General features: G+C 69.4%; 10 protein-coding genes. 8 read left to right on the top strand and 2 right to left on the bottom strand.

Annotated features, from left to right (window positions below):
* The first annotated feature begins 31 nt into the window (after positions 1 to 31).
* On the top strand, positions 32 to 787 hold the full coding sequence (locus tag RN729_RS02405; protein WP_310782049.1) for a hypothetical protein: 756 nt from the start codon (positions 32 to 34) through the stop codon (positions 785 to 787).
* A gap of 25 nt (positions 788 to 812) precedes the next feature.
* Here RN729_RS02405 and RN729_RS02400 read toward each other — a convergent pair whose 3' ends face one another.
* Positions 813 to 1,535 carry a hypothetical protein gene (locus RN729_RS02400; protein ID WP_310782048.1) on the bottom strand — a complete coding sequence of 241 codons (723 nt, stop codon included), beginning with the start codon at positions 1,533 to 1,535 and terminating at the stop codon, positions 813 to 815.
* A 129-nt stretch (positions 1,536 to 1,664) separates the two neighbouring features.
* Here RN729_RS02400 and murQ point away from each other — a divergent pair, with 129 nt between their 5' ends.
* The 6 genes from murQ (at position 1,665) to ispG (ending at position 11,698) form a co-directional block, all read left to right on the top strand.
* On the top strand, positions 1,665 to 3,107 hold the full coding sequence (murQ, locus tag RN729_RS02395) for an N-acetylmuramic acid 6-phosphate etherase (protein ID WP_310782047.1): 1,443 nt from the start codon (positions 1,665 to 1,667) through the stop codon (positions 3,105 to 3,107).
* A complete protein-coding gene (locus RN729_RS02390; RefSeq protein ID WP_310782045.1) occupies positions 3,104 to 4,231 on the top strand; it encodes an anhydro-N-acetylmuramic acid kinase in 1,128 nt (375 codons plus the stop codon). Before murQ ends, RN729_RS02390 begins: the two co-directional genes overlap by 4 nt.
* Positions 4,228 to 5,685, top strand: coding sequence for a glycoside hydrolase family 3 N-terminal domain-containing protein (locus RN729_RS02385; RefSeq protein ID WP_310782043.1), 1,458 nt, complete (start codon positions 4,228 to 4,230; stop codon positions 5,683 to 5,685). The genes RN729_RS02390 and RN729_RS02385 overlap by 4 nt, the downstream gene beginning before the upstream one ends.
* Positions 5,682 to 7,412 (top strand): sodium:solute symporter family protein, encoded by a 1,731-nt coding sequence (locus RN729_RS02380; RefSeq protein WP_310782041.1) that lies wholly within the window; start codon positions 5,682 to 5,684, stop codon positions 7,410 to 7,412. Before RN729_RS02385 ends, RN729_RS02380 begins: the two co-directional genes overlap by 4 nt.
* Before the next feature lie 337 nt (positions 7,413 to 7,749).
* Positions 7,750 to 10,389: a vitamin B12-dependent ribonucleotide reductase gene (locus RN729_RS02375; protein ID WP_310782039.1), complete on the top strand. Its 2,640-nt coding sequence runs from the start codon at positions 7,750 to 7,752 to the stop codon at positions 10,387 to 10,389.
* 151 nt (positions 10,390 to 10,540) lie between these two features.
* A complete protein-coding gene (gene ispG / locus RN729_RS02370) occupies positions 10,541 to 11,698 on the top strand; it encodes a flavodoxin-dependent (E)-4-hydroxy-3-methylbut-2-enyl-diphosphate synthase (protein WP_343218887.1) in 1,158 nt (385 codons plus the stop codon).
* Positions 11,699 to 11,755: 57 nt separating this feature from the next.
* On the opposite strand, the gene rpsU is transcribed toward ispG, so the two are convergent.
* On the bottom strand, positions 11,756 to 11,956 hold the full coding sequence (gene rpsU / locus RN729_RS13985; RefSeq protein WP_310756486.1) for a 30S ribosomal protein S21: 201 nt from the start codon (positions 11,954 to 11,956) through the stop codon (positions 11,756 to 11,758).
* A gap of 322 nt (positions 11,957 to 12,278) precedes the next feature.
* Between rpsU and RN729_RS02365 the strand changes: the two genes are divergently transcribed.
* Positions 12,279 to 12,608, top strand: coding sequence for a hypothetical protein (locus tag RN729_RS02365; protein WP_310782035.1), 330 nt, complete (start codon positions 12,279 to 12,281; stop codon positions 12,606 to 12,608).
* The last annotated feature ends 29 nt before the right edge of the window (positions 12,609 to 12,637 follow it).

The following is a 12,637-nucleotide window of genomic DNA, read 5'->3' as shown; positions in this document are numbered from 1 at the left end:
GGCCGTACAACGACACGGGGGAAGGAACACGATGGAACGGACGACGTCGGCGACTCTCGTTGCACTCGGCGCGATGACCACGATGGTCGTGGGCTGCGCGCCGGAAATCGGCCCTGGCGCGGAGGGGGGCGCGGCGGCGAGCGATGCGGCCGCGGCGCCCGCGTCGCCTGTGCGGCGGGCGCCGACCCCGCCCGTGGCCGGCCGGGCGGTGGCCGAGCCGGGCGGCGCGCCGGAGATGACCTATACGATGGTGACGGTTCAGACCGGCGCGGAGCTGGAGGTCGAGATCATGGATCCGGTCCGGCCGAACGAGCTCCGACCCGGGGACGCCTTGAAGTTCGGCGTGACGCGGCCGCTCATCGAGAACAACATGGTCCTGGTGCCGCTGAACTCGCTCGTCAACGGCGAGATCACGGCGGTCGAGGCCGCGGCCGAAGACGGCGACGATGGTGAAGCCGTCGCGGACGGCGAACGCGTGATGGTGAAAGTTCGCTTCGTCGATGTCTTCTTCAACGGCGAATCCTGGCCCATATCGGCGTCGGTGGTGGAGATCATGCCCGGGCCGGGAGGCGGCGCGCCGGTCGGAGGGGTGGCCCGCACGAACCTGGGCCGCGTCCTCGCCGGTGGCCGCCAGGGCGCCGTCGCGGGCGCCGCGGCGGGTGCCGTGGGGGGGTCCGCCATCCTCCTCGCGGCCGACGGAGCCGAGCCGGCGCTGCCGGTCGGGACGATCCTCCGGCTGCGGCTGGACGAGCCCCTGGTGTTCGGGCTTCCAAACATCGGAGGATGAAATCGACGCCGGCGTGGGCGCCCTGTCAGAGACCGATTTTCGGACACTCGGGTTCGAGCGGGCATTCCCCGCATCGCGGGGCTCTCGCGAGGCAGAGCGAACGGCCGAACGTGATGAGCAGCATGTGCATGCGGAAGCGCTCGGAGGGAGCGACGGTCCGCGAGAGGGCGGTGTAGGTCACGTCGGCGGAAGCCCGCGGCTGGACCCACGCCAGCCGCCGTGCGATCCGGAGGACATGCGTATCGACCGGGAGCACGGGCCGGCGGAGCGAGAAGCAGAGTACGCACGCGGCGGTCTTCACCCCGACTCCCCGGAAGGTCGTGAGATAGGCGATCGCCTCCTCGTCGCTCATCTCCTCGAGGTGGTCGAGCGTGATCCGCCCCACCTCGGCCCGGAGCCGCTCGAGAGCGGCGTGGATGGCCGGCGCCTTCTGGTTTGCGAGGCCGGCGACGCGCACCGCGTCCTCAAGTTCGGCCGGCGTTGCCCGAAGCACGGATTCCCACGAGATCGGCCCCGCCGGAGACGCTCCGTCCGCCTCTTCCCCGACTTCCCCTGCCGGATACCGCGCCGCGAGAGTTCGCCAGGCGCGGTCCCGATTCTCGTCGGTCGTCGACTGACTGAGGATCGTGAGGACGAGTTCATCGAGAGGGGCGAGGCGGGGCTTGTCGGGGACGGGGAAGCGCTCGGCAAGATGCCTGAGGACGAGGTCGGTCCCCGGACTCCGCGTCGCCTGAGAGCCGGAACTCACGTGGCGCGTCTCTCCTCTTCGAACCGGTGTGACTCCCGCCCTCCGGGCGAACCTTCTACGTTTGCGCCAAATGTACCCGGACGCCGCGAACTCCAGCAACGAGCCGCAGGGCTCCCGAGGACCTGACGCTTGGATCCCCGCCTGACCGAGGGGCGCAACCCGCGCACCCGCGCCATCGATCGCGCGGACAGCGCAACCATCGTCCATACGATACAGGCGGAAGATCGCGTGGTGCCGGAGGCCGTCGCCTCGCAGGCCGATGCGCTCGCACGCGTCATTGATGATGTGGTGGAGCGCTTCCGTCGCGGCGGGCGTCTCATCTACGTTGGCGCGGGGACGAGCGGCCGCCTCGGCGTGCTCGACGCGGCGGAGTGTCCACCCACGTTCGGCGTCGACCCGGGCCTCGTGGAGGCGATCATCGCGGGGGGCTCCGGCGCGCTCGTGCGAAGCGCCGAGGGTGCGGAGGATTCCCGAAGGGGGGGCGGTGACGCGGTGCGGGCGTTCGGCGTCTCGCCCGCGGACCTCGTGCTCGGGATTGCGACGTCGGGGACCACGCCGTACGTGCTCGGGGCGCTGGCGGAGGCGGCGGCGCGAGGGGCGGGGACGGCGTTTCTCGGCTGCACGGCACCGCCCACGGAGGTCACGGACGTGGCGGACCACCTCATCCTGCCACTCGTGGGGCCCGAAGTCATCGCGGGCTCGACCCGCATGAAGGCGGGGACGGCGACGAAGCTCGTGCTGAATACGATCACCACGGGGGCGATGATCCGCAGTGGCCGCGTGTTCGAGAACCTCATGGTCGACCTGCGGGCGCGGTCCGCGAAGCTGGTCGACCGCGGGCTCCGCATCTTCACTACACTCACGGGGGCGTCGCGCGAGGAAGCGCGCGGCGCGCTGATCCTCACGGGCGGCGCGGTGAAGACGGCGCTCGCAATGCATGCGTTGCGCGTCGACCGCGCCCTGGCCGAGCGATACCTGGACTGTGCGGACGGCTTTCTGGGCGTCGCGGTCGAGCGCTTCGGCGGCCCGGAGCGTCCATGCTACAGCGGCTACCCGGCGGCGCCGGGCTGGCCCGACGGTGCGGCGCTGCTCGCGCGGCTGAGCGAGGCGCCAACTCGTCTCGTCGCCGCGCGAGCGGCCGGCGCGGCGGCCGAAGCGGCCGGACAGCGCATCGCGGCGCGTCGAACCGCGTGGACGCCGGGCCAGCACGCCGCGCACCTGGCGGATTTCGAGCGAAACGCCGTGCGGCCGCGGGTCGAGCAGTGGGTCGCGGCCGCCGACTCTGGAGGGTCTCGCCCGACATTCGAGGACTGGACCGCGGACGCCCCTCCGTCCGAAAGCGGCTTCGAGGCCGGGACCGCCGGTTTTTCCGCGGAAAGGGCCCGCACCGTGGCGGCCGTGGCCGAGGGTGCGGAGCCGGTCGCCGCGGCCCTCGCCCGTCGCGCCCGCGTCGGCTCCGAGACGCTGACGCTGTATCAGTTTCTGCGGGGCATCGCACAGCACGACGCGGCGCACGAAACGAGGCTGCGGGAGCGCGTGCACCCGGCACTGCTGGCCCGGGCGGACGCATGACCCTCTGGGTCGGCGTAATGTCGGGGACTTCGCTGGACGGCATCGATGTCGCCGTCATCGAGGCGGCGGGCGACGGCGAGCGGCCGACGGACTGGCGCGTCGTCGCCTTCGAGACGGAAAGCTACGACATCGCCGCGCGCGCACGGATCGCCACGGCCATCACCTCGGGGAGCGCCGCGGCGATCTGCGCGCTCGACTTCGAGCTGGGCGAGAGGATCGGCGCGGCCGTGAACCGGACGCTGGCTTCCGCCTCGCTCCGGCCGGCGGACATCGAAGCCATCGGCAGCCACGGCCAGACCGTGTGGCATGAGCCTCCTGCGGGCGCCCGGGGAGGGTCGACGCTGCAGCTCGGCCAGGCGGCGGTCATCGCCGAGCGCACCTCGTGCGCGGTCGTGTCGGACTTCCGGGTCCGGGACGTGGCGGCGGGCGGGGAAGGCGCGCCCCTCACGGCCTATACCGACTGGCTCCTCTTCCGTGCACCGGAATCACGCGCGATTCAGAACATCGGCGGCATCGGCAACGTGACGGCGCTCCCCGCCGAGTGCAGTGGAGCAACGCCGCAGGCCTACGACACCGGTCCCGGGGTCGTGCTCATCGATGGCGCGGTCGAGTGCCTCACGGAAGGGCGATCCCGCTTCGATCTCGACGGAGGCATGGCGCGGCGCGGCGCGGCGAGCGAAGACGCCCTCTCCGATTGGCTGAGCGATCCGTTCTTTCGCCGGCCCCCGCCCCGGTCCACGGGGCGCGAGCGCTTCTCTCGGGACCGGCTGCTGGAATGGCTGCGGAGGCACGCTGCGCTATCGCCCGAAGACACGATCGCCACCCTGACGGAACTCACCGCGCGCACGATCGCGGACGCCTACCGCTGGATCGAGGAGCCTCCCACGGCGTGCTACCTCTGCGGCGGGGGAGCCCGGAACCCGGTCCTCGCATCGCGGCTGGAGCGGCTGCTGGATCCCATGCCCGTCCGCGACCTGTCCGCCCTCGGCCTGGACGCGGACGCCCGCGAGGCCGTGGCCTTCGCGTTCCTGGCGCGACAGCATGTGCTCGGGTATCCCGCCAACGCCCCCTGGGCCACCGGCGCGCGCGGTCCCCGCCTGCTCGGAGTGCGGACCGCCGCGTGATCCGGCCCCACCTGGACCCGGCCCGGGTCGTCATCGAGGCGCTCCGGCTCGACCGCTGGTCTCCGGACGAAGTGGAGAGGCGTGCGGACCGGGCGCTCTCCCTCGGCGTGGGAGGGTTCATTCTGTTCGGCGGCGAAGCGGATCGCGTTGGTCGCCTGGTCGAACGGGTCCGCCACGACGCGGCGCGGCCGCTCTGGATCGGGGCGGACCTCGAGCGGGGCGCCGGTCAGCAGGTCCGCGGCCTGATCGAGTTGCCGCCGCCCGCAGCTCTCGCGGCGGTGCCGGATCCCGGCGCCGCAGTCTCCGCGGCCGGTCGCGTCACCGCTCGGGAAGCGCTGTCCGTCGGGATCAACTGGGTGATTGCACCGGTGCTTGATCTGGATTCGGAACCTGACAACCCGATCATCGCCACGCGCAGTTTCGGCGCGGATCCGCGGCGCGTCGGAGAGCTGGGCGTCCGCTGGATCGACGCCTGCCAATCCGCCGGAGCCGCGGCGTGCGCGAAGCACTTCCCCGGCCACGGCAGAACGACCGAGGATTCACATATCGGGCTGCCCTCGATCGATGCCGCCGCCGCACTCCTCGAGGAGGATCTGGCGCCTTTCGCGGTCGCCGCGGATCGGGTCGCAAGCGTGATGGTGGCACACGTCGCCTATCCGGCTCTCGGCGGCGAGCGGGCGGCGACGGTGGAGCCGAACATCGTCTCGGGACTCCTTCGCGGACGGTTGGGATTCGAAGGGGTCGTCACGACGGACGCGATGATCATGGGCGGCGCCGGCCCCGATGATCCGGACGCTGCCGTCGAGGCGGTGGCCGCGGGATGCGACCTCATCTGCTACCCGGCCGATGCCGGCGGGACGATCGCGTCGCTGACGCGGGCCGCCGACGACGCGCGCTTTGCCGCCAGGCTCGAGGAGGCCGTAACCCGCTCGGACCGGCACTGCCCGCCCTCCTCGCCGACGTCGCGGCCGGCGTTCGAGCCGGTCGCCTTCGCCCGGGATACGATCGTGGGGGATGTGGAGGTAGTGAGCGGCTGGACGCCGCAGGTGCCGACACGGGTCGTCGGCGTGTCGGACGACCCCGACGTCGGGCCGCCGGCGGGCCGGGCGGGACCGCTGGGCACGATCGTCGCCGACGAGCTGCGCGCGACCGGCTGGCGGATCACGGACAGCTCCGACGCCGGACAGTGCATCGTCGTGCTCGCCGCGACGCCCCGTGGCTGGAAGGGCCGCGGCGCGCCCGCGGCCGAAGTCGTTGAGCAGACGCGCGCCCTCATCCGCTCCGCACGCCGCGGCCTCGTCGTCCTGCTCGGCCACCGCCGCTGGCTTGATGTGCTCGGCGTCCCCGGCATCTGCGCGTGGTCCACCGAGACCGTGATGGAGCGGGCCGCCGCGGACTGGCTGCGCTCCGCGGCCACCGCGGCAGAGACGCGGCCCGGCGGGGCAGGCCGTTGAGTCCGGTCGACTGGTGGATCGTCGCGATCTACCTCGCGCTCACGTTCGGCGTCGGACTGTGGCTCTCGCGCCGGGCGCGCGGGAGCATCGTCGACTTCTTCGTCGGGGGACGCGCGCTGCCGTGGTGGCTCGCGGGCACGTCGATGGCCGCGACCACCTTCTCGGTGGATACGCCGCTCTATGTCTCGGCCCTCATCGCGCGCCGGGGCATCGCCGGCAACTGGGAATGGTGGTCGTTCGGCCTCTCCCACCTCCTCCTCATCTACCTCTTCGCGCGTCTGTGGCGCCGCGCCGGGATCGTCACGGACGTGGAACTCACGGAACTTCGCTACGGCGGCCGCCCTGCCGCCGTCCTGCGGGCCACGCGCGCCTTCCTGTTCGCGGTGCCGATCAACTGCATCTCCATCGGCTTCGTCATGCTCGCCATGCGCAAGGTCGTCGAGGCTCTCGGGCTCCTCCCGGACCTCTCCGGCTGGGTGCCGGGGGACGAGCGCCTGTGGGCTGTCGTGGCCCTCTCCATCTTCGTACTCGCCTACGCGGGCATCGCCGGGCTGTGGGGGGTCGTCGCGACGGACTTCTTCCAGTTCTTTCTCGCCCTCTTCGGGGCCATTCTCGTGGCCGCCTTCGCGCTCGCGGAAATCGGGGGGATCGCGGAACTCAAGGCCCAGCTCGCGGCGGCGGGGCGGAGCGATGTCCTGGGGATGGTTCCCCGGCCGGGGTCCGAAGCCCTCCCGTTCGGGACCTTCCTCGCCTACCTCGGCATACAGTGGTGGGCGTTCCGCCGCTCCGATGGCGGGGGTGAATTCGTGCAGCGCCTCCTCGCCTGCCGCACCGAAGCGGACGCCGAGCGCGCCGCATGGTGGTTCGTGTGGCTTCACTACGTGGTCCGCGCGTGGCCGTGGGTGCTCGTCGGACTCGTGGCCGTCGTCGTCTTTCCGGATCTGGCCGATCCCGATCTGGGATACCCGATGCTCATGCTGCGCTACCTTCCCGCCGGCCTCCTGGGGCTCGTCGTCGCGTCGTTCTTCGCCGCCTTCATGTCGACCGTCTCGACGCAGATCAACTGGGGCGCGAGCTATCTGGTGAACGACCTCTATGCCCGCTTCATCGACCCGGACGCATCGGCCGCGAGACTCGTGTTGCTGGGCCGACTCGCCTCGGCCTGCATCGTTGCGGCCGCGACGGTTGCAGCGTTCTTCGCCAACGACATCGGGGCCCTCTTCCGTTTCATGATCGCAATCGGCACGGGGCCCGGAGCGGTGCTCATCCTGCGCTGGTTCTGGTGGCGGGTGAACGCCTGGGCCGAACTCGCCTCCATGCTCGCCGGTTTCGCCATTGCCCTCTGTTCCTATCTGCCGGCGTTCGGCGCGATGGAGTTCGGGACGCGGCTCGCACTGACCGCCTTCGGGTCGGCGGCGGTCTGGCTTCCCGTGATGTGGCTCACGCGCGCCGAGGACGAGGCGACCCTGCTGGAGTTCTATCGACGGGTACGACCCGCCGGGCCGGGCTGGCGCGCGATCCGCGAGCGCGCGGGCATCTCTCCCGACCTTCCCCTCCGCGAGGCGCTCCTGCGGACGGCCGGCGCAACGCTGCTCCTCTTCGGGGCGATGTTTGCGCTCGGCGGCACGCTGTTGCTCGAGCCACGGACCGCCGCCCTCTCCGTCGGCGTCGCCGCCCTGGGCGGAGGCGGGCTCTGGATCCTGCGCACCCGGCGGGCTCTCCCGTAGCGCGAAAGGCGGTTTCCCGGGGTTTCCTGGCTTGACCACAACATATGGTGTAGTTATCATCTGGAGGCCACCACATATAGCGGTACGTGTGGAAAAAACACGCATTTTGTGTGGAAAGGCTGTGGAGTCGTTGAAAACCTCACGATGATCCACAGCGATCGCATACGAAGAACCAGAAACGATGGGCGCGGGGTACGTCGATCTCCGCGCCCGTCAGGCTTCCCGGCCTAGGCCGGCATTCGACTCGCGCGGTCGTCGGGTCCCGGCCGAAGCCGGTTTTTTCCGCGGGTTGGCTTGATTTGTGGACGGTCGAAAACAGGAAGGCGGGGGGGCGGCAATGAATCCACCGGATGTGGCGGTGCGGGAGGGCGTGTCGACGAGCGCCCCGGTACGGGGTGAGATGCGGGTGGGATCCAATGCCAGGCCGGCCGACCTCGCCGAGCCCGGACTTGCCGAAAACGCGCGGACGGTGCTGGCGCGCCGGTACCTGAAGAAGAATGACCGCGGCGAGCCCATCGAGGGGCCGCGCGACCTCTTCTGGCGCGTGGCCGATGTCATTGCGTCGCAGGATGGCCGCTACGGGGCGACGGACGAGGAGGTCCTCGAGCGCACGGAGCGCTTCTATCACCTGATGGCCGACGGCATCTTCGAGCCGAACAGCCCCACGCTCATGAACGCCGGGCGTCCGCTCGGGCAACTCTCCGCCTGCTTCGTGCTTCCCGTTCCGGACAGTCTCGACGGCATCTACGAGACGCTGCGGGACATGGCCCTCATCCATCAGAGCGGAGGCGGCACCGGGTTCGGCTTCAGTCGCCTTCGTCCTTCCGGCGACGTCGTCAAGTCGACGATGGGCGTGGCGAGCGGCCCGGTCAGTTTCATGGAGGTCTACGACGCCTCGACCGAGGCCGTGAAGCAGGGCGGGACGCGACGGGGCGCGAACATGGGCATCCTGCGCGTCGATCATCCGGACATCCGCCACTTCATCGAGTGCAAGGCGGACAAGACCCGGATCACGAACTTCAACATCTCGGTCGGCGTCACCGACGCCTTCATGGCGGCGGTCCGGACGGGTTCGGACTACGACCTCATCAGCCCGCGGACCGGCGATGTCGTGGATCAGCTGAACGCCGAGGAGGTGTTCACGAGCGTCATCTCCAGCGCGTGGCGGAACGGCGAGCCCGGGGTCTTCTTCATCGACGAGGCGAACCGCTACAACCCGGTCCCGCACCTCGGCGACTACGAAGCCACGAACCCCTGCGGCGAACAGCCGCTGCTTGCCTACGACGTGTGCAATCTCGGCTCGATCAACGTGGGCTACTTCGTCGACGACCAGGGTCGGATCGACTGGGACGGGCTCGGCGAGGCCGTCCAGGAGTCGACCCGTTTCCTCGACAACGTCATCGATGCCAACCGCTACCCGCTCCCGAAAATCGAAGATCTGTCCCAGCGGATCCGCCGCGTCGGCCTCGGCATCATGGGATGGGCCGACATGCTCGTAAGGATCGGCGAACCCTACGGCTCCGAGCGCGCCGTCGAACTCGCGCGCGAGGTGATGGAGTTCGTCGATGAGCAATGCAAGGTCGAGTCCGAACGGCTGGCCGCCGAGCGCGGCGTCTTCCCCGAGTGGGAGCGATCGATCTGGGGTCCCGACGAGACGTGCGCGCGGGACGGTGACGGCAATCGGATCCGCCCCGAACGCCGGCTCCGCAACTGCAACCTGACGACGGTCGCCCCCACGGGGACCATCTCGATCATTGCGGGGTGTTCAAGTGGGATCGAGCCTCTGTTCGCAGTCGCATTCATGAGGAATCAGGCAGGCGTGCTGATGCCGGATGTGAATCCGGACTTCGTGCGCCGTGCGAAGGAAGGGGGTTGGTACTCCGAGGAGCTGATGCAGCGCATCGCCGACGAGGGCCACATCCACTTCGATGAAGTGCCGGGGGATGTTCAGGGGATCTTCGTTACGGCGCACGATGTTCCGCCCGAGCAGCACATTCGCATGCAGGCGGCATTCCAGGCGCACTGCGACTCCGCCATCTCGAAGACGTGCAATTTTGCGACGACCGCCACGGAGGAGGACGTGCGCAAGATCTACGAGATGGCGTACGAGCTGCGGTGCAAGGGGGTCACCGTCTACCGCGATGGGTCGCGTGACGAGCAGGTGCTGTCGACGGGCAGTACGGCGAAGGATGTCCAGCGTCAGACAAGCGAGAGCGGCTCGGCCGTTGCGGCGGACGGAGTCCGGCTCGAAGCCGTCGATGTGGAGCCCGAACTCGCCGGGGATCTCGCGGGCACGCTTGAGCGGCTCGCCGCCGCGGAGGTTCAGAACAGCGAACTGCAGACGCACAACCGGAAGCTTGAGAATGCCGTCGAGGAGAAGCAGCGGCGGATCACCGAGCTCGAAGGTTCCAGAATGCGCCGCGTCGAGAGACGGCAGCGGCCTGCCGTTTTGCGGGGCCACACCCGGCAGATCGAGTCGCCGCTGGGTACGATGTATGTGACGATCAACGAGGACGAGCAGGGGCGCCCGTTCGAGGTCTTCGTCGCCCTCGGCAAGACGGGAGGGGCGGCGATGGCGGATGCCGAAGCCATCGGAAGGCTGTGTTCGCTCGCCCTGCGCTCGGGGATTTCACTGCGCGATGTGCACAAGCAGTTGCGCGGGATCTCTTCCGACCGGGCCGTCGGACTCGGCGCGAGCAAGGTGCTCTCCGGCCCGGACGCGATCGCCCAGGTCATCGAGCGCTACCTCGAGGAGAAGGAAGGGATTCAGCAGACGCTTCCCATCGAGGATGTCGAGACCGCCCGGAAAAAGAACACGAACGGCGGCGCCCGGTCGTCGCAGCGCCCCGTGATCGAACGCTACCAGGAGTCGGCGGCCCGGCTTTTCCTGGGCGTGTGCTCGGAATGCGGGAGCAGCCTCGCCTTTGAAGAAGGCTGCGCGAAGTGCTACGCTTGCGGCTACAGCGAGTGCGGCTGACGCCACAGGTTCAACCACCGGCGTAGCGGCCTCCGGCGGGGTTTCCGCCGGGGGCTGCGGGATCCGCGCAAATCCGTCGGGGGCCTGTCACTTGAACACACCTTCTTCTTCACGCCGCTCGACGAGATCGGTCGACATCGGAGGCGTCCGAGTGGGCGGCGCCCACCCGATCGTCGTCCAGTCGATGACGAACACCGATACGGCGGACGTCGCGGCCACGGCGGATCAGGTCCGGGAACTGTTCGAGGCGGGCTCCGAAATCGTCCGCATCACGGTGAACACGTCGCGCGCCGCCGCGGCCGTGCCGAAGATCGCGCGGCGTCTCGAAGACCAGGGGTTGGATGTCCCGCTCGTCGGCGACTTCCATTTCAACGGGCACATCCTCCTGCCCGGCCATCCCGACTGCGCCGCCGCCCTCTCCAAGTTCCGCATCAATCCGGGGAACGTCGGCCGAAAGCGGCGCGATGAGCAGTTTGCGACGATCGTCCGCTGCGCGATCGAGCACGACAAGCCGGTCCGCATCGGGGTCAACTGGGGCTCGCTGGATCAGATGCTCCTGACCCGGATGATGGACGAGAACGCGCGCCGGGCGGAGCCGCTCGATGCGCACCGGGTGACCCTCGACGCGATCGTGGAGAGCGCGCTGGCTTCCGCCGAAGCCGCGGAAGGCCTCGGTCTCGCGCCCGACCGGATCGTGCTGAGCGCGAAAGTGTCGCGCGTGCCGGATCTCGTGACCGTGTACCGGGAACTCGCGTCCCGCTGCGACTACCCGCTGCACCTCGGACTCACGGAAGCGGGGATGGGGCGGAAGGGCACGGTGGCGTCCTCGGCCGCTCTCGCCATCCTGCTCTCCGAGGGGATCGGCGATACGATTCGCGTGTCGCTGACGCCGGAACCCGGCGCCGACCGGACCGAGGAGGTCCGGATCGCGCAGCAGCTGCTGCAGTCGCTCGAGCTGAGGAGTTTCAAGCCTCAGGTCACGGCGTGCCCCGGGTGTGGAAGGACGACGAGCACCTTCTTCCAGCAGTTGGCGCTCGACGTCGAAGGCCACATAGCGGATCGTCTCGCGGCCTGGCGGGAGCACTATCCCGGCGTCGAAGATCTCTCCGTGGCCGTGATGGGGTGCGTGGTCAACGGGCCCGGCGAGTCGAAGCATGCGGATCTCGGCATCTCGCTGCCGGGGGTGGCCGAGGCGCCGACCGCGCCGGTCTATGTCGATGGCAAGCACCACTCGACGCTGCGCGGCGATGGGATCGTGGAGGAGTTCCTGCAGATTCTCGACGGGTACGTCGAACGCCGCTTTTCCTGAGACGGCGGAGATAGCCGCCGGCCAGGTCGGGTCTTCGGCCAGCAGCGGGGCTTTCGGCTAGCGGCGGGCCTTCTGGCGACGCCGACGCCGACGCCGACGCCGTTCCGCCGCCTTCATCTTGCGACGGCGCGCCTCGCTCGGCTTCTCGTAGAATCGGTGCTTCTTGATATCACGGAAGATCCCGGCTCGCTGAACCTTGCGGCGAAATTTTCGCAGCGCGCGATCGAGTTCTTCGTTGTCGCGTAGCGTGTACTGCAAAGTGTATGCCTCCTGACAGGGCAACCCGGACGGCCCGTAAGCGCAACGGGGGCGAAGTTTAGCGGCCCCTGCGGCAGCGCGTCAAATATTCCGCCCATGCTCGGTCCCGCCTCGATCCTCTCCCGAGCGGTGTCGGGGGTCCGCACCCGGGGCGAGATGGGGCGGGAAGTTTGCATCGAGGGCACGTTCAAGCCTATAGTAGATTCTGGAAGCCCGAGGACCGTGCGGCTGGGATGAAGGGGAATCGAGGAGATTGTCCGACCTTCCGGCGGCACGGTCTTTTGCGTCTCTGGTTGCTACGTAAGGCGTAAGGAGGCTGGACATGGCAGGTCCCGTTGCCATCTCATCCGACGGCACCCTTGAAGTCGAAGGTCACGCCTATCTGATCCCCGCCGAGTTCTCCGCCCGCGAAGTTTACAGTTACCGCCGCCTCATGGAGCCGATACCGGACATCCCCGGCGGAACGAGCCTCAACCCGGAACAGCGCCGCCGCCAGCGCGCTTACTTTCTCCGCCGCGCCGCCGCCTGTATCATCCCGGGCTTGCAGGTGAAATCCCTCGAGGGGCTCCCGCTCGGCCAGCTACAGCACATGCACGAGTGGATCGTAGCCCACCGACCCGATCTCTCGGAGGCTGGCCGGCTGCCTGGATAGGAACCGTGGCCTCCCACGCCATTTGGGCC

The sequence above is a fragment of the Candidatus Palauibacter polyketidifaciens genome (assembly GCF_947581785.1).
Classification (GTDB): Bacteria; Gemmatimonadota; Gemmatimonadetes; order Palauibacterales; family Palauibacteraceae; genus Palauibacter; species Palauibacter polyketidifaciens.
Note: the sequence above shows the minus strand (reverse complement) of the source record. Positions and strands in the feature narration are given on the sequence as shown.

Excerpts from the sequence above, each read along its gene's own strand:
- RN729_RS02405 (WP_310782049.1), top strand. The coding sequence starts at position 32 with ATGGAACGGACGACGTCGGCGACTCTCGTTGCACTCGGCGCGATGACC.
- RN729_RS02390 (WP_310782045.1), top strand. The coding sequence starts at position 3,104 with ATGACCCTCTGGGTCGGCGTAATGTCGGGGACTTCGCTGGACGGCATC.
- RN729_RS02375 (WP_310782039.1), top strand. The coding sequence starts at position 7,750 with ATGAATCCACCGGATGTGGCGGTGCGGGAGGGCGTGTCGACGAGCGCC.
- RN729_RS02365 (WP_310782035.1), top strand. The coding sequence starts at position 12,279 with ATGGCAGGTCCCGTTGCCATCTCATCCGACGGCACCCTTGAAGTCGAA.